We start from the raw sequence: 15,064 nt of genomic DNA on the forward strand, positions 1-15,064 counted from the left end.
TCGGTATACTGGTCTATCCTGCTCTCGCCGCGTGCTTGCAAGCCCGGTGGCGCTTACTTCTTTCAGGTTCTGTCGAGCGTATGAAACGTTATCTGTCTGCTTTTCTGGCTGCGGCCTTGGTGTCCACTGCGGCATATGCGCAAAGCGCACCCGACGCGGTGGTAAAAAGTGCTGTCGAGGGCACGGTGGCCGCGATGAAGGCTGACCCGCAGGCGCGCGGCGGTGACATGGCCAGGATCACCCAACTGGTCGAGTCACGCTTCCTGCCGGCCACGGACTTTCAGCGCACCACGCGCATCGCGGTCGGCAAGGCCTGGTCCACCGCGACGCCCGACCAGCAAAAGCAACTGTACGAGCAGTTTACGCTGCTGCTCACGCGCACTTATGCGGCCTCGCTGTCGCAACTGCGTGACCAGGACGTGAAGTTCAAGTTCGCGCCGGTCAACGTGCCTGCTGGAGCCAAAGACGTGGTCGTGCAATCGCACGTGCTGAGCAATGGCGGCGACGACGCGATCGACTATCGCATGACCAAAGATGGCGCCGGCTGGAAGGTCTACGACATTAACATGATGGGCGCGTGGCTGATCCAGGTGTATCAGACGCAATTCGCCGATCAGATTTCCAAAGGCGGCATCGACGGGCTGATCAAGTTTTTGACCGCTCACAATGCGCGTAGCGCTGGGTAACGGTGGGTAACGGTTGATTCCCTCACTTCGCAACGAGTGAGGCATGAGGTATAAAAAAAGCGCGGTGGCTGAATGGCCACCGCGCTTTTTTGCATACTGGACATGCAGGACAAAGAGCGCCGCGAGGCCGCCCGTTCGACCGTTTAAGTTGCGGCCGTCGCCGTCTGCACTTTCTTGCCCTTGCCCGACACCTTGATCTCTTCCAGCTTGATCTCGACGTGACGCGAGAAGACATACTCGGCGGGGCGTTGCTTATCCAAAGGAATGTCCTTCGTGAAAGCGCCCGACGTCTTCGGACCGCGCAGGCTGACCTTCAGCGCCTTAAGCGGATGCGTGACCGTATCCATCACGGCGGTCGCTTCGAAACCGCAGTGCACCATGCAGTCCGCGCACTTTTCGTAGTTACCCGTGCCGTATTTTTCCCACTGCGTGGTTTCCATCAGTTCCTTGAAGGTCTTCACGTAACCTTCGCCGACCAGATAGCACGGCTTTTGCCAGCCGAACACGGTACGCGCGGGGTTGCCCCACGGCGTGCATTCGTACGTCTGATTGCCGGCCAGGAAGTCGAGGAACATGCTCGACTGGCTGAACGACCAGTTCTTGCCGTTGTTGCCGCGCTTGAAAATTTCGCGGAACAGGTGCTTGGTCTTGTCGCGGTTCAGGAAGTGCTGCTGATCCGGCGCGCGTTCGTACGCGTAACCCGGCGAGACGGTGATGCCGTCCACGCCCATCGGGCCCAGCGTGTCGAAGAACGCGGCGACGCGTTCCGGCACGGCGTCGTTGAACAACGTGCAGTTGATGTTCACACGGAAACCGCGGCGCTTCGCTTCCTTGATGGCGGCGACAGCCTTATCGTACACGCCTTCCTGCGACACCGAGTGATCGTGCGCCTGCTGATCGCCGTCCAGGTGAACCGACCAGACGAAGTACGGATTCGGCTCGTAGTCGTCCATCTTCTTTTCCATCAGCAGCGCGTTCGTGCACAGGTACACGAACTTCTTGCGCGCCATGATGCCCTTCACGATCTGCGGCATTTCCTTGTGCAGCAGCGGTTCGCCGCCTGCGATCGAGACCACCGGCGCATTGCATTCGTCGACGGCTTCAAGGCATTCTTGCAGCGACAGACGCTGATTCAAGATGGGATCCGGATAATCGATCTTGCCGCAGCCATTGCAGGCGAGGTTGCAGCGGAACAGCGGCTCCAGCATCAGGGCGAGCGGGTAGCGTTTGTTACCGGACAGATGCTGACGCATGATGTATGCGCCGACCCGGACTTTCTGTAGCAGCGGAATAGACAAGACGTCCTCCTTAAACTTCGCGTGCAGCGAGTGGTTGCATCAGCTTCGATGGCAACTTGAATTCGACCTTTTCTTCACGGCCCGCCATCGTCGTGACATCGACGGGCCCCAATGCGCTCAGCGCATCGATTACGTTCTTGACCATCTCTTCCGGCGCCGAAGCACCGGCCGTGATGCCGACGGTCTGCACGTTTGCAAACCATTCCGGCTTCACTTCCGAACCGTCGGCGACGAGATAGCTCGCCACGCCGCTTTCGCTGCCGATCTCCCGCAGCCGGTTCGAGTTCGAACTATTGGTTGCGCCCACCACCAGCAGCACGTCGACCTGCTTGCTCAACTCGCGCACGGCCGCCTGGCGGTTTTGCGTGGCATAGCAGATGTCGCGCGTATCCGGTCCGACGATGTCGGTGAAGCGGCGCAGCAGCGCGTCGATGATGCCGCGCGTGTCGTCCACCGACAGCGTGGTCTGCGTGACATAGGCGAGCGGCGTGTCGACCGGCAGATCGAGGTGCGCGACCTCGGCCTCGCTCTGCACCAGCAGCACTTTGCCTGGAATCTGGCCGATCGTGCCTTCCACCTCCGGGTGCCCGGCGTGACCGATCAGAATCAGCGTGCGGCCGGCGCCGACGTACTGGCGCCCCTGCACGTGCACTTTGGTGACAAGCGGGCAGGTCGCGTCAAGCACGTCGAGACCCCGCGCTTCGGCGTCGCGCTCAACTGTCTGAGCGACACCGTGCGCGCTGAAAATCGCCACGGCGCCTTGCGGCACTTCATCGAGTTCCTCGACGAAGCGCGCGCCTTTCTGGCGCAGGTTGTCGACCACGTGCCGATTGTGAACAATCTCGTGGCGGACATACACGGGAGCGCCGTGTTGCTGTAACGCGCGATCGACGATCTCGATTGCGCGAACAACACCCGCACAAAAGCCGCGGGGTTGAGCAAGGATGACTCGCATAAGTTGGCGAACTCCGACTGACGCGGGTTTCGAAGAAGTCGGTAACTCTGACTTTATCGCCGCGATCATCTAATTAGTTGACGTCTTGAGCCCCGGCGACGTGCCGGTACAGCAAAACCAAACGCGCATTCTAACGCTATCAGCCGGGCTTTGCTTCGGCGACGCCCGGCGGGTGTTGGTCAGGCGCAGCAGTAACGGAACGATGCCCCGGCGCGGCAAGCAACGGATACGGCAATGCGGATGCGGTAATGATTGCACGCTGCAACGGTTTGACGGAACCCTTAAACTACGTAGTCCTGCGGCGCCTGGCGCCCGCATTACAAAAGGGTTTCGAGGCTCGCTGGATGGACGTCGATCAATACGAAAACTTTCCGGTCGCGAGCGTGTTGCTGCCCAAGGCGTTGCGCGCGCCCATCGGCATTATCTATCAGGTTGTCCGCACGGCGGGCGACATTGCCGACGAAGGCGACTGGAGCGCAACCGAGCGGCACGCCCGTCTCGCCGATTTCCGCGCCGGCCTCGACGCCGTAGCGGCGCGGCGCGCGGCGCCAGTGCATCCGCTTCTGTTCGGCAAGCTCGCCGGCGTGGTCGCCCAGTATAAACTGCCGCTCGCGCCGTTCTACGATCTGCTTCACGCATGCGGCCAGGACATCGACATCAATCGTTACGCCGACCGCGCCGCGTTGCTCGACTATTGCCGCCACTCGGCCAATCCGCTGGGGCATCTGATGCTGCATCTGATCGGCGCGGCTACGCCGGAGAATCTTGCCGACGCCGACGCGATCTGCACGGCGTCGCAGTTGATCAGCTTCTGGCTGGACGTCTCCGCCGACTGGAAAAAGGACCGCGTGTATTTGCCGCTCGCCGATATGCGGCGCTTCAACGTGACCGAGGCGCACATCGCCAACGGCGTCGCCGATGACGACTGGCGGGCGCTCATGGCGCACGAAGTGTCGTTCGTGCGTGAGATGCTGGTGCGCGGCGCGCCGCTCGCGCTGCGAATTCCGGGGCGGCTGGGCATCGAGTTATGCGGCGCTATTCACGGCGGCCTGCGCTTTCTCGAACGCATCGAGAAAGTGGGCTATGACGTGTTTCACGAGCGGCCGGTGCTCAATACGTTTGACTGGTGCGTGGTCGCGGCGCGCACGGTGGTGATGTGGCTGTCGCGTCGCGTCGGCGTAGAAGCGCGTTCAATCGAGGGTAATGCTTAATGGCGGTGGTCCTGTTTCTTCTGTCGTGTCTCTCCTTGCTGATCTGGTGTGTGCTGCTGTTCGCGCGCGGCGGTTTCTGGCGCGCGCGTCCTGCCGCGCCGCTGACCATCGCGTCGCGCGCAACGTGGCCAGCCGTGGCCGCCGTGGTGCCGGCCCGCAATGAAGTCGATGTGATCGCCGAGGCGGTCACCACGCTGCTTCAGCAGGACTATGCAGGCGAATTCCACGTGATCGTCGTCGACGACCACAGCACCGACGGCACTGCCGACGCCGCTCGCGCGGCCGCCTTGCAGTTGCAATGCCCGGACCGTCTGACCGTGTTGAGCGCGAAGCCGCTGCCGCCGGGCTGGTCCGGCAAGGTGTGGGCACAGTCGCAAGGTATCGAGGCCGTGCGCACGCTCGGCTTGTCCGCGGATTTCCTTCTGCTGACCGACGCCGACATCGGCCATCCCGCCGACGCGGTCGCGCAACTCGTCGCGCGCGCGGACGCAGAGCAGCGCGATCTCGTCTCGCTGATGGTGCGTTTGCGCTGCGATTCGTTCTGGGAAAAGGCGCTGATTCCCGCCTTTGTGTTCTTCTTCGCCAAGCTGTACCCGTTCTCGTGGGTCAACAACCCGCGCAATCGCACGGCGGCGGCCGCGGGCGGCTGCATGCTGGTGCGCCGTAGTGCGCTGGAAGAGGCGGGCGGCATCGAGTCGATCCGCGCCGAGCTGATCGACGATTGCAGCCTCGCCGCGCGCATCAAGCATCGCGGCACGGGGCGTCATCCGATCCGGCTGGATGTGGCGGCGCGCAGTGTGTCGCTGCGTCCGTACGACAGCTGGCGTGAGATCTGGAACATGATCGCGCGCACGGCCTTCACGCAATTGCGCTACTCGCCGTTGCTGCTGGCGGGCACGCTGGCCGGCATGACGATCATTTACCTGATGCCGCCGGTCGCCGCGCTGGTGCTCGGTCCGACGGGCTGGCCGGCATGGCTCGCGTGGGCGGCCATGTGCTGCGCTTATGCGCCGATGCTTAGCTATTACCGTCGCTCGCCGTTGTGGGCGCCGTTTCTGCCGCTGATCGCGTTGTTCTATGTCGGCGCGACGTTCGCGTCGGCGGTGCGCTACTGGCGCGGCAAGGGCGGACAGTGGAAGGCGCGGGTTCAGGCGCCGGTGCAGGAACGCTGAAGCAGGCAGTAGTCAGAAATCGCGGTGGAATGCAAAAGCGGCGCTCGGGCGCCGCTTTTTTACTTGGTGAGCATCATGTAAAGCTGGATCACCATGTCCGGCGAGAACGTGAACGGCACCCAGCCGTGACCGGTGTGGCGCATGACCAGCAAACGGTCGCCATTCGACTGTTTCTGCACCGCCATCACCGGATTCTTCGTGGACACGAAGCGCCAGCCCGGCGGAATGCCCGGCGGCGGTTCCGGCGTCATCGACGCGCGCGCGTTCGACAGTTCCTCGATCAATTGGCCGATCTGCTCCGCGCGCAGCGCGACGGTCTGGCCGCCGATCGTCATGGTGATCTCGTTCTGCGCAGGGCGATTGATTTCGAGCGTGGGCTGACGCTGCGGAGCCGGAGCCTCGCCTTCGACAACGGCCGCCTCGGTCTCAGCCCGTTCCGCGTGGGATTCGGACGCGACCTGATCCGCCGACGCTTGCGGCGCGACGTGCTGTGCGGGTGTCTCGGGGATGTTTTCGGCCTGCGGGGCCACGACAGCCTGAATGAGCTGATCGACGCCCATTTCCAGTGCGCCGAGCTGTTCGTGAAGATTCATGCGAGGTTTCTCTGGTAAGACCCACGATTTTAACTGCTGCGCGTAGGCTTTTACCTGTCGCTAACACAGTGACGTTGTAACAAAATGCTTGCAGCCGAGCCGGATCGCCGGACACAGGCCGCCTGTTTCAGGCAAAGATTACGGCTTCAGATAGCCCGCTTGCCTGAACCAGTCGAGTGCGTCGCTCAAGCCCTCGCGATAGGGCCGCGAGCGATAGCCGAGTTCGCGTTCCGCTTTCGCCGACGTGAAATACATCTTGTTCTTCGACATTTTCAAGCCGTCGACGGTGACGAACGGTTCGCGTTTCGTGATCTTGGCGACGGCTTCGGCGCCCATGGCCAGCGGATACAGCGGCCAGCGCGGCAGGCTCAGCGTCGGCGCCTTGCGGCCGGTCAGCGCCGCGATATCAGCGAGCATCTGCTGAAGCGGCAGATTTTCGCCGCCAAGAATATAGCGCTCGCCGATTTTGCCGCGTTCGAGCGCGAGGAAATGGCCGGCCGCGACGTCATCCACGTGCACGAGATTCAGGCCGGTATCGACGAACGCCGGAATCTTGCCGAGCGCCGCTTCCACGATGATGCGTCCCGTTGGTGTCGGCTTGACATCGCGCGGTCCGATCGGCGTGGACGGATTGACGATTACCGCCGGCAGGCCGTCTTCGGCGATCATCCGCTCCACCGCGCGCTCGGCCAGCACCTTGCTGCGCTTGTACACGCCGATCGCCTGATCGGCTTTGAGCGGCGAGGTTTCGTCGGCGGACTGGCCGGAACTGGTCACTTTCAGCGTGGCCACACTGCTCGTGTAGACAATGCGCTCGACGCCTTCCTTGAGCGCCGCGCGCATGGTCGCCTCGGTGCCCTCGAGGTTCGAACGCTCGATCTCGCTCGGGTGAGGCGCCCACAGCCGATAGTCGGCGGCCACGTGCAGCAGATAGCGCACGCCGCGAAGTGCGTTGCGCATCGACGCTTCGTCGCGCATATCGCCGACCACGATTTCCGCGTCCAGCGAGTCGACGTTCTGACGCGGACTCGTGGCGCGCACCAGCACGCGCACCTTGAAACCCTTCTGCTGCGCGATGCGCGCCACCGACGAGCCGACGAAGCCGGAGGCGCCGGTCACGAGCACGAGATCGCGATTCTGTTCGGTCATTCTGTTTCCATTCCCTGCATGACAGTCGACGGATTGTACGTGGCGCGCGCGCCGTGTGTCGCGCTGGCGATCCCACGCGGACAATCAGATGTACGCTTTGCCGAGCAAGCTCGCCGCGACGCGGCTAGAATGCCCGCTTGAAAGATTGTGCGTTGCATGGCACCGGAGTAAGCGCTAAAGCGCCAACTCCGGTCGACAGAAGGGAGAGGACGGCATGGCCCCGGATCTGGATCAGCGGATCGAAACGTATTACGTGCGCGTGCGCGGCACCGTGCAGGGCGTCGGCTTTCGCCACGCGACCGTGCGGCAGGCTCACGCGCTCGGTATCAAGGGATGGGTGGCGAATCTCGACGACGGTTCCGTCGAAGCGATGTTGCAGGGCTCGGCCAACCAGGTTGACCGCATGCTGTCGTGGCTTCGTCACGGGCCGCCGGCGGCGCGCGTGACCGAGGTGGCCGGCGAAGAGCGCGCCACGGAAAAGCGCTACGAACGTTTCGAGCAGCACTGAGCGGCTGCACGTAGAACGCAAATCACGCAAAAACAGAAGGCGGCGCGCCATCATGCGCGATGGCGCGCCGCGTTGCCGTGTTTGCGCGGCCCGTGTTTCAGTCAGCGGCCCAGCGCACTCATCGCGCCACGAGCAGGCTCTCCGCAAAGCCCCATTCGTCTTCGATCCATTGATGGCTGCACACGAAGCCGGCGTCGTCGGCAATCGCGGGCATCTCTTCCGCGCGATATTTGTGGCTGCTCTCGGTCCAGATCGTTTCGCCCGCCTTGAGCGACACCGTCAATTGCGCCGCGCCCACGCGCGCGGTGACGTCGCGCTTTGCTCGCAGATGCATTTCGATGCTGCGAGCGTCCGGGTTGAAGCGCGCGACGTGCTCGAACGCCTCGAGCGGAAAGTCGCCGTCGAGTTCGCGATTGATGCGCGCCAGCAGGTTCAGATTGAACGACGCAGTGACGCCGATCGAGTCGTCATAGGCGGCTACCAACACAGGCGTCGGCTTGATCAGGTCCGTGCCGAGCAGCAACGCGTCGCCGGGAGCGAGCATGTTGCGGATGTCGCGCAGAAAACGCGTTGCCGCGAGTCTGCCGAAGTTACCGATCGTACTGCCAAGAAACAGTACGAGTAACCGCTCGTCGGCCGCGCGCTGCTTGCTCACTTCAGCGAGGCCGGCCAGGTAATCCCGTTCATAACCGACAATCGAAATGCGCTCGATGTCGCCGAGTTCGCGCCTGCACAACTGCAGCGCGCTGCGCGAAATTTCAATCGGGCAGTAAGAGGTGGGGCGCTTTTTACACAGCGCTTCCAGAATGCGCCGTGTTTTACGGCCGCTGCCGCTGCCGAGTTCGGCGACCGTCACGTCGTGTGGCAAGTGCGCGACGATGTCCGCGGCATGTTTGGTCAGCAGACGTTCTTCGGCGCGCGTCACGCCGTATTCCGGCAACACGGTGATCACTTCGAACAGCGCCGAGCCCACTTCGTCATACAGATACTTCGACGGCAGTTCTTTTTGCGGCGTATGGGTGAGGCCGGCGCGAACGTCGGCGGCAAAGGCGGAGCGTAGGTCGGGCGATGCGTCGTGCGATAGGGCTGGCTGGGTCATGCTGGCTCCAGTAGTCACATTCGATGAGCGGGATTGCTGCCGGGCGGCGGCACGCGCGATGAAACGCAGTGAGGCGTGCCGTGGAGAAGAAGGCGGGCTCGGTCCGTTGGACTGCCATAGCCGGCCCGGCTCATGGATGCTGCACATGCTGTCCCCGAGGAGACTTCCTGAGGGCGTTGCGAACGGTGATGCAAGCTGCGTCGCAAGACTAGGTAGCAAGATTCGCGCTTGAGCCGCTTGGCGCGAGATGATATGCGTCGTTTGCGCACATGAAGTTATGTTCTAGTCCATCGACGTGCGATGCGCACGGAATAATTTCGGCTGATTGATGACAGCGCGCGGACCCACGCGGGAGCCGCGAGCGGATAACACGTCTAGAATGCCGCCTTCGTATCCTTTATCAAAGCAAGAAACGCAGGGCTGGATACGCGCTGCCCGCTTGTGAGATTCCACTTCCAATGACAACAACGAATGCCGGCCGGCTGAATGCTGCGCTGCAAACAACACTGCCCGCGCGTGCGCCGGTATTGTTTCTCGAAGCGCCTACCCAACAGGCCGCTCGATGAACCAGTATGACCTAAGGCGCGGGATCACGTTGTCGGTATGCGCGACCACGACGTTTGCATTACTGTCCGCTTACGCAACCCTGCTCGCGCCGCTAAGCGGCCTCGACATTTTCGCGTGGCGCGTCATCTGGACTGTGCCGGGAGCGTTGTTGCTGGTGGCGTTAAGACAGCGCCTGCCCATTCTGCGGCAACTTCTTTACCGCATGGTGACCGCGCCGAAACTCGGCATGGCGATGATCGTGAGCGCGGCGTTGCTTGGCGCGCAACTGTGGGTGTTTCTGTGGGCGCCTCTGCACGGCCGGATGCTCGAAGTCTCGCTCGGCTATTTCCTGATGCCGCTGATGATGGTGCTTGTCGGGCGCTTTTATTATCACGAGCGTCTTGACGGTTTGCAGTGGCTGGCTGTTGCGTGCGCGGCGCTGGGCGTCGGCCATGAATTGTGGGTGACGGGCGCATTTTCGTGGCCGACCTTGCTGGTCTCGCTCGGCTATCCGCCGTATTTCGTTTTGCGTCGCAAGATCAATCACGACTCGCTCGCGATGTTCACCGTGGAAATGGCGCTGCTGTTGCCGCCGGCAATCGTACTGGTTTTCAACGGCGGCTCGCTGGCGATGATCGCCGGCCATCCAGGTCGGTGGTGGCTGCTGTTGCCGGGTCTCGGCGCGCTGAGCACCATTGCGCTCGCGTCGTATCTCAAGGCGAGCCGGTTGTTGCCGGTCGCGTTGTTCGGCATTCTCGGCTATGCCGAGCCGGTGTTGCTGGTGCTGATCTCGATCACGTTGCTCGGTGAAACGCTGAGCGTCGCACAGTTGGCGACCTACGTTCCCATCTGGATCGCGGTCGCGCTGACGGCATTGCATAGTGTGCGCCTCGTTCGACTCGCACCGAACTGAGTCGCATCGAACAGGCACTCGCTTAAGCGGCGGCGCGCTTTAGCGATGTGCCGCCGTATGGGCCGCATTGATACGCGTCGGACCGACCTGCGCCTCGATCGCTGCGCGCAGCGCGGGCCGCCAGCCGAAGCCGAACAACGCTTCGGCCAGCACGAACAGCGGTCCGATCAGCAGGCCGATCACATCATCCACAAAGGCCGGCTTGCGATGTTCGTAGGCAACGTGTCCCACGAACTGAAACACCCAGCCGGCCAGAAAGAGCCCGACACCGATCAAGAGCCACGCGAACGGCGATTGCGTGGCTGTCCATTGGCCGAACGCGACGCAGAGCGCGGACACGAATGCCATCATCACGCCGAGCGGCACGTCGAGCACGAGGTAATACAGCGTGGCCACGACGAATAACACCCACGCGGGAGACAGCGTCAGCGGCCAAACGCCGACAGCAAAAGCGGGCCTGCTCAACAACACCGCCAGGGCCAGCACGATCATCGGAATGCCGAAGAAATGCGTGGCGATATTGCGCCGGTCACGATGGTAGGCCGCATATTGCGTAAGTTTTTGCGTCAGCGTTCTCATGGATGCCGCTCCTCTTTCAAAGTCAGCATAATCGCGGGCAGCGGAATTTGAAACCATCGGGTAGCCGACAATCGGGCACGAGTGCCGTTCTATGACTGCAAGTTTTCCATCGAATGAGCTTGCCGCGCTGCTCGGACGCAGCGCGTGGTTTCGCTCGGCGCCGGCCGCCATGCAGGCGCAGTTGATCGAAGTGGGGCGTGTCGAACGGCTCGCTGCCGGTCAGCGGCTCTTCACGCGCGGCGATTCCGACGACGGCCTCTATTGCCTGCTCGATGGCCTGATGAGAATCGGCGCGGCCAGTCCGGCGGGCAAGGAGGCTTTGCTTGCCGTCATCGAGCCGGTGAACTGGTTTGGCGAGATCGCGCTGTTCGACAACCGGCCGCGGACTCACGACGCGTATGCCGAACGCGATTCCGAGCTGTTTCATGTGCCGCGCGGCGCACTCGCCGCGCTACTCGAACGCACACCCGCTTATTGGCATCTGTTCGGATTGCTGTTGACGCAAAAGCTGCGTCTGGCTTTCGACGCGATCGAAGAAGCCGCTTTGCTGCCCGCCGCGCAGCGCGTGGCGCGCCGCTTGTTACTGATGGCAGGTGGCTACGGCGAGCCCGGTGCATTGCGGCGCGTGCTCAAAGTCCCGCAGGAAGATCTCGCGATGATGCTGGCGCTGTCCCGGCAAACCATCAACCAGGTGCTGAAGCAGTTTGAAACGCAAGGCGCGCTGAAGCTCGGTTATGCGGAAATCGAAATTACCGATCTGCAGAAGCTGGCTGCATTGGCTGAGTTGAATCCCGTTGCGGATTGATTGCGGTGCGTTTGCTATTTACCTTTCGCCTGCTCACAAGCGGCGGCGGACACGGCTATGCGCGACGTGTCGTGTTGAATATGCAGCGTTTTGACGAAAGGTTGCGCCGCGAATGAAGTCATCATTCGCGGCGCAGTAAGAAGAGACCGAACAGGATGGGCTAGTTCATCACGCCGGCAAACTCGGCGCGTAGATCCTGCAACCGGTCGCGCGCGGTACTTAGACGCTCGACGAGTTGCGCCGAGGCACGCGAGATCGGCATGCGTGTTTCGTCGCTGAGCGAACGATCGAACGCCAGCATGGCTTTGATTGCGGACGGATTCGGCGCGGCGAACAGGAGTCGCAACACCGGCAGCAAGCTGGCGAACAGATTGCGCGCGTCCACGTCGCGTCCAGCACCCAGCAGGTCCTGATACGCGACGAGCAGATCCGCGCAGACATGCGCGCTGGCGAGAATGCCGCCTGTTCCGCCATGACGCAGACAATCGTCCAAGGCTTCATCCGTGCCGCACAGGACGTTGATCGGCAGGTCGCTCAACTTGTCGAAATGCTCTTTCACGCACTCCTTGATCGCGACGATGTTGCCGCACTCGACGAGTCGCGCGACGGTATCCGGCGCGATCGTCACACCGGTTCGGTGCGGCACGTCATACAAGACGATAGGACGCTCGGTCGCGAGCGCGGCCTGCTCGAAGTGCCACTGCACACCGGCCTGATCCGGACACACATATGACGGCGCGGAGACCAGATATCCCGCGCACGCCCAGCGCTCATAGCGCTGGATATCGCGCAGCACGTCGCGTGTATTCGATCCGCCGACACCGATCAGCATCGGCAGACGGGAGCCGGTCACTTCGGTCAGCGCCTGCAAGACGGTAATGCGCTCGGCTTCCTGTAGCAAAGCGGCCTCGCCCGTCGTGCTCAACGCGACAATGCCGCTGATCTCCGTGCGCAAATAGTAGTCCGCGAGGCGCTGCAATGAATCGATATCGACTTCGCCGTTACGTAGCGGTGTAACGATGGGCAACCAGATGCCTGAGAACATGATTACCGCGCCTTTGCGTTTGCAGCCGCGCTGCGGCGCTTCAACGGTCCGATCATCGCGGCGGGAAGTGTCGAAATCAGCGTGTGCAGGGTGAAGTCGAGGTCGTCGGGAGCGATGTCGAGTTGCACGCGGATTTCCTGGCGAACCGTTTGGGTGGCGACGACATAAACACCGAGAGGAGAATGAAGCAAGGCGCGAAGCTGGGTGCCGGGGAATTCGTACGGCCGATGAGGCAGCATTATCTGCAAGCGGACGCGTGCTGCGGGGAAGGGAATGACGTTGCTGCGTTGAACGTGAGACTCGTTGACCGGCTGAGTGGCGAAACTGTCGATTGATTGTGTGAGAGCCATGTGATGCGGCGTTCGTCGACGCCATGGTTGATCAAGACAGTTCGAGATTAGACGTCTGCGGGTAAACGCGGTGCAAAAATTGGGGTGTGCGTTGGAAAAATCATACGGGGTTGCCTGAAGCGGAAACACTCGACGCGATACGAACCGCGCATAAAAAAGGCGAGTCATATGACTCGCCCTCCCTGAACGGCACAGTTCGGCTTCGATTACCTACACATGCCTGGCCGGTGCGTGCCGAAACCGATCACGTGTTATTGCGTTTTTGTCGTGTCGGTCTTTGCGCCGTCGGCTTTTGCCGGGGCATTGCTGGCCTCTTTCGCGCCCTCCGTTTTAGTCGTGGCGGCGCTCGTTTCTGCCGCGGCCTTCTTGGTGGTCTTGTGCGCTTTCGCCGTGTGATGGGCGGAAGTCTTCTTTACGTGCGCTTTGGTCGCGGCTTTGGCCGGCGCCTTCGTTGCTGCGGCGCCGTCGTCCGTGGCGCCCGTTTGCACGGCGGTACTCGCCTTCAGGTTCGCCTGGCCAGCGGGTTGCGTTTGCGCGGGCTGCGCGGCGGACGGTGCGGCCGTTTGAGCGAAAGCGGTCGACACGAGCAGAGCGGAAGCGAGAGCGGCGAAAAGCGTCTTCATGGTTTAACTCCTGGTTTAACCGGTTGATTCTTGTATCGCGGCTGAAATTTTTCAGCGCTGCCGGTTTAACGTTGACGGGAAGACAGGAGTTGACGTCGCTCTGGTGACAAAACGTAACCGCTGAAACATATTGGGGATCCCGAAGCAGTTTCGGTGGTCCGGCTTGCGCCGTGGCGGCAAGTGGGAAACTGGCTGGGTGGCCCGAGGTCGTAGAGCGGATTCGTTCGGCTTTGATCGAACTGCGCAACACAGGATGAGGGCCGGCCGCTCGCATAAAAAAATGCCTCACGCCAGTTGCCGGCGCTCTGAGTGACTAGTTGAAGGGGTTCTTCACGACGCCCGGCTTCGCATCCGGTTCGTCCTTGACCTTCGCGGGCAAATTGCTCTGCGCCTGCAAGTTGGCCACGATCGCATCCACCGCTTCTTTCAGTGCCAACGCCGCCTTCAATCCACGCTGATCCTGCGTCAGCTCCAGCGTGCCGTTCAGCACGATGCGCGTCGTGCCGTTACTCACCGTCAACGCATCGCCCTGAATGTTGAGCACTTCGTCGTCGTTCGAATAGGGTTTAAACACCTTTCAGTCCTCCCGGTCGCTGGTCTTTGAGGTTCTCCGGAATGCCCGGAAAACGGATGCCCGATGCTGCTTCGAGTTCGTGAATCGTCTTGATGTCGTAACGGTTCGTCGACACATTGTCCACCACCACGGCGAACGCCATCTTCCGCGACGGCACGTAGATCACCTTGAACAACTGCGTCGGCACGAACACGCGCGTCGGTCCGATAGTCTGCAATTGCTGGCCGTTAAAGATCGGGCCGGTAACCACATAGGTATCGTCGTACGAGACCGCGATCTTGCGCACGGAGGTCTCGATGCGCGCCCACAGACGCTGGTTGTTCTCGCGGTTTTGCGGCACGACGTTGGCCAGCGTGAACGATTGTGCCATCGCCTCCTGATTCCAGCGATTGCCCGCCGGGCTCATGTGCCCGCGGTCGAATCCGCTGCGCTTGTAGTCCGCGAGCGTGGCGCCTTCGCCGTCCGGCAGGCGCGCGTCTTCGAAGAACTTGTTGGTGCGCACCATGTCTTTGGCGGCCTCGATATGATCGCGCGTCAGATGCTCGGCGGACCACAGCGGACCGTGCGTGATGCCCGAATGCAAAACCGCGAAATCGCTATAACAGAGCATGCGCGTTTTCGGAGCCATCTTCTGATTGCTCAGAACCGGCCATTGCGAATTCGGTGTGAATTGAGTGCAGGAAGGCGCTGCGCTGGCGTGAGCGGCAACGGCGAACAACAGACAGGCAAACCACTTCTTCATGTGTCAATCAGTCGAGGGATGGGGGCGCAAGTATAGCGTTGCGAGCCCATCTCGCGCGACGTGAAATGCAGGGAACCACCGGAAGAGAAACGGGATTCGCGCGTCGAGCGCTGTCATGAAAACGATGCCGCCGCGTGGCGCGCGCGGAGACGTCCACACCTCGCCGCACCAAAAAAAAACGGGCCGCTTTGCAGCGACCCTAATGCGTGGATTTCC

At 61.9% G+C, this 15,064-nt stretch carries 17 protein-coding genes; 6 read left to right on the forward strand and 11 right to left on the reverse strand.

Annotated elements, in window-relative coordinates; all coding sequences use genetic code 11:
- The first annotated feature begins 80 nt into the window (after nt 1-80).
- A complete protein-coding gene (locus B0G75_RS00800) occupies nt 81-686 on the forward strand; it encodes a phospholipid-binding protein MlaC (protein WP_106299727.1) in 606 nt (201 codons plus the stop codon).
- Nucleotides 687-829: 143 nt separating this feature from the next.
- Here the strand turns inward: B0G75_RS00800 and hpnH are convergent, their stop codons facing one another.
- A complete protein-coding gene (gene hpnH / locus B0G75_RS00805; protein WP_012428819.1) occupies nt 830-1,984 on the reverse strand; it encodes an adenosyl-hopene transferase HpnH in 1,155 nt (384 codons plus the stop codon).
- Between the two features lie 10 nt (nt 1,985-1,994).
- Nucleotides 1,995-2,939: a 4-hydroxy-3-methylbut-2-enyl diphosphate reductase gene (ispH, locus tag B0G75_RS00810; RefSeq protein ID WP_012428820.1), complete on the reverse strand. Its 945-nt coding sequence runs from the start codon at nt 2,937-2,939 to the stop codon at nt 1,995-1,997.
- Between the two features lie 344 nt (nt 2,940-3,283).
- Between ispH and hpnC the strand changes: the two genes are divergently transcribed.
- Together hpnC and B0G75_RS00820 are read left to right on the forward strand one after the other, a co-directional pair.
- On the forward strand, nt 3,284-4,150 hold the full coding sequence (hpnC, locus tag B0G75_RS00815; RefSeq protein WP_106299729.1) for a squalene synthase HpnC: 867 nt from the start codon (nt 3,284-3,286) through the stop codon (nt 4,148-4,150).
- Nucleotides 4,150-5,322, forward strand: coding sequence for a glycosyltransferase (locus tag B0G75_RS00820; RefSeq protein WP_106299731.1), 1,173 nt, complete (start codon nt 4,150-4,152; stop codon nt 5,320-5,322). The genes hpnC and B0G75_RS00820 overlap by 1 nt, the downstream gene beginning before the upstream one ends.
- A 59-nt stretch (nt 5,323-5,381) precedes the next feature.
- Here the strand turns inward: B0G75_RS00820 and B0G75_RS00825 are convergent, their stop codons facing one another.
- A complete protein-coding gene (locus tag B0G75_RS00825; RefSeq protein WP_106299733.1) occupies nt 5,382-5,915 on the reverse strand; it encodes a hypothetical protein in 534 nt (177 codons plus the stop codon).
- Between the two features lie 138 nt (nt 5,916-6,053).
- Nucleotides 6,054-7,064 carry a hopanoid-associated sugar epimerase gene (hpnA, locus tag B0G75_RS00830; protein ID WP_106299735.1) on the reverse strand — a complete coding sequence of 337 codons (1,011 nt, stop codon included), beginning with the start codon at nt 7,062-7,064 and terminating at the stop codon, nt 6,054-6,056.
- Between the two features lie 214 nt (nt 7,065-7,278).
- On the opposite strand from hpnA, the gene B0G75_RS00835 reads away from it, so the two are divergent.
- Nucleotides 7,279-7,572: an acylphosphatase gene (locus tag B0G75_RS00835; RefSeq protein WP_012428825.1), complete on the forward strand. Its 294-nt coding sequence runs from the start codon at nt 7,279-7,281 to the stop codon at nt 7,570-7,572.
- Between the two features lie 118 nt (nt 7,573-7,690).
- Here the strand turns inward: B0G75_RS00835 and egtD are convergent, their stop codons facing one another.
- Complete coding sequence (egtD, locus tag B0G75_RS00840; RefSeq protein WP_106299737.1) at nt 7,691-8,671, reverse strand: L-histidine N(alpha)-methyltransferase; 981 nt, start codon at nt 8,669-8,671, stop codon at nt 7,691-7,693.
- Between the two features lie 562 nt (nt 8,672-9,233).
- On the opposite strand from egtD, the gene rarD reads away from it, so the two are divergent.
- Nucleotides 9,234-10,130: an EamA family transporter RarD gene (gene rarD / locus B0G75_RS00845; RefSeq protein WP_106299739.1), complete on the forward strand. Its 897-nt coding sequence runs from the start codon at nt 9,234-9,236 to the stop codon at nt 10,128-10,130.
- 39 nt (nt 10,131-10,169) lie between these two features.
- Here rarD and B0G75_RS00850 read toward each other — a convergent pair whose 3' ends face one another.
- Nucleotides 10,170-10,709 (reverse strand): DUF962 domain-containing protein, encoded by a 540-nt coding sequence (locus tag B0G75_RS00850; RefSeq protein WP_106299741.1) that lies wholly within the window; start codon nt 10,707-10,709, stop codon nt 10,170-10,172.
- Nucleotides 10,710-10,800: 91 nt separating this feature from the next.
- Between B0G75_RS00850 and B0G75_RS00855 the strand changes: the two genes are divergently transcribed.
- Nucleotides 10,801-11,514 carry a Crp/Fnr family transcriptional regulator gene (locus tag B0G75_RS00855; protein ID WP_106299743.1) on the forward strand — a complete coding sequence of 238 codons (714 nt, stop codon included), beginning with the start codon at nt 10,801-10,803 and terminating at the stop codon, nt 11,512-11,514.
- Between the two features lie 160 nt (nt 11,515-11,674).
- On the opposite strand, the gene B0G75_RS00865 is transcribed toward B0G75_RS00855, so the two are convergent.
- The 5 genes from B0G75_RS00865 to B0G75_RS00885 all read right to left on the reverse strand — a co-directional run bounded on the left by B0G75_RS00865 (nt 11,675) and on the right by B0G75_RS00885 (nt 14,848).
- Nucleotides 11,675-12,559, reverse strand: coding sequence for a 4-hydroxy-tetrahydrodipicolinate synthase (locus B0G75_RS00865; protein WP_106299745.1), 885 nt, complete (start codon nt 12,557-12,559; stop codon nt 11,675-11,677).
- Between the two features lie 2 nt (nt 12,560-12,561).
- Nucleotides 12,562-13,077, reverse strand: coding sequence for a hypothetical protein (locus B0G75_RS00870; RefSeq protein WP_374956866.1), 516 nt, complete (start codon nt 13,075-13,077; stop codon nt 12,562-12,564).
- 83 nt (nt 13,078-13,160) lie between these two features.
- The gene (locus B0G75_RS00875) at nt 13,161-13,532 is read right to left on the reverse strand and encodes a hypothetical protein (protein ID WP_106299749.1); all 372 of its coding nucleotides are present in this window, start codon (nt 13,530-13,532) and stop codon (nt 13,161-13,163) included.
- Between the two features lie 313 nt (nt 13,533-13,845).
- Entirely contained in the window at nt 13,846-14,106 is a 261-nt protein-coding gene (locus B0G75_RS00880) for a hypothetical protein (RefSeq protein ID WP_106299751.1), read from the reverse strand.
- Nucleotides 14,099-14,848, reverse strand: a complete 750-nt coding sequence (locus B0G75_RS00885; RefSeq protein ID WP_106299753.1) for a DNA/RNA non-specific endonuclease — start codon at nt 14,846-14,848, stop codon at nt 14,099-14,101. The genes B0G75_RS00880 and B0G75_RS00885 overlap by 8 nt, the downstream gene beginning before the upstream one ends.
- Nucleotides 14,849-15,064 lie beyond the last annotated feature (216 nt).

The organism is Paraburkholderia sp. BL18I3N2, assembly GCF_003001875.1.
Taxonomy (GTDB): Bacteria; Pseudomonadota; Gammaproteobacteria; order Burkholderiales; family Burkholderiaceae; genus Paraburkholderia; species Paraburkholderia phytofirmans.

Coding starts and splice junctions, on each gene's coding strand:
- B0G75_RS00800 (WP_106299727.1), top strand. CDS start 81: ATGAAACGTTATCTGTCTGCTTTTCTGGCTGCGGCCTTGGTGTCCACT.
- ispH (WP_012428820.1), bottom strand. CDS start 2,939: ATGCGAGTCATCCTTGCTCAACCCCGCGGCTTTTGTGCGGGTGTTGTT.
- hpnC (WP_106299729.1), top strand. CDS start 3,284: ATGGACGTCGATCAATACGAAAACTTTCCGGTCGCGAGCGTGTTGCTG.
- B0G75_RS00820 (WP_106299731.1), top strand. CDS start 4,150: ATGGCGGTGGTCCTGTTTCTTCTGTCGTGTCTCTCCTTGCTGATCTGG.
- B0G75_RS00825 (WP_106299733.1), bottom strand. CDS start 5,915: ATGAATCTTCACGAACAGCTCGGCGCACTGGAAATGGGCGTCGATCAG.
- hpnA (WP_106299735.1), bottom strand. CDS start 7,064: ATGACCGAACAGAATCGCGATCTCGTGCTCGTGACCGGCGCCTCCGGC.
- B0G75_RS00835 (WP_012428825.1), top strand. CDS start 7,279: ATGGCCCCGGATCTGGATCAGCGGATCGAAACGTATTACGTGCGCGTG.
- egtD (WP_106299737.1), bottom strand. CDS start 8,671: ATGACCCAGCCAGCCCTATCGCACGACGCATCGCCCGACCTACGCTCC.
- rarD (WP_106299739.1), top strand. CDS start 9,234: ATGAACCAGTATGACCTAAGGCGCGGGATCACGTTGTCGGTATGCGCG.
- B0G75_RS00850 (WP_106299741.1), bottom strand. CDS start 10,709: ATGAGAACGCTGACGCAAAAACTTACGCAATATGCGGCCTACCATCGT.
- B0G75_RS00855 (WP_106299743.1), top strand. CDS start 10,801: ATGACTGCAAGTTTTCCATCGAATGAGCTTGCCGCGCTGCTCGGACGC.
- B0G75_RS00865 (WP_106299745.1), bottom strand. CDS start 12,559: ATGTTCTCAGGCATCTGGTTGCCCATCGTTACACCGCTACGTAACGGC.
- B0G75_RS00870 (WP_374956866.1), bottom strand. CDS start 13,077: ATGACTCGCCTTTTTTATGCGCGGTTCGTATCGCGTCGAGTGTTTCCG.
- B0G75_RS00875 (WP_106299749.1), bottom strand. CDS start 13,532: ATGAAGACGCTTTTCGCCGCTCTCGCTTCCGCTCTGCTCGTGTCGACC.
- B0G75_RS00885 (WP_106299753.1), bottom strand. CDS start 14,848: ATGAAGAAGTGGTTTGCCTGTCTGTTGTTCGCCGTTGCCGCTCACGCC.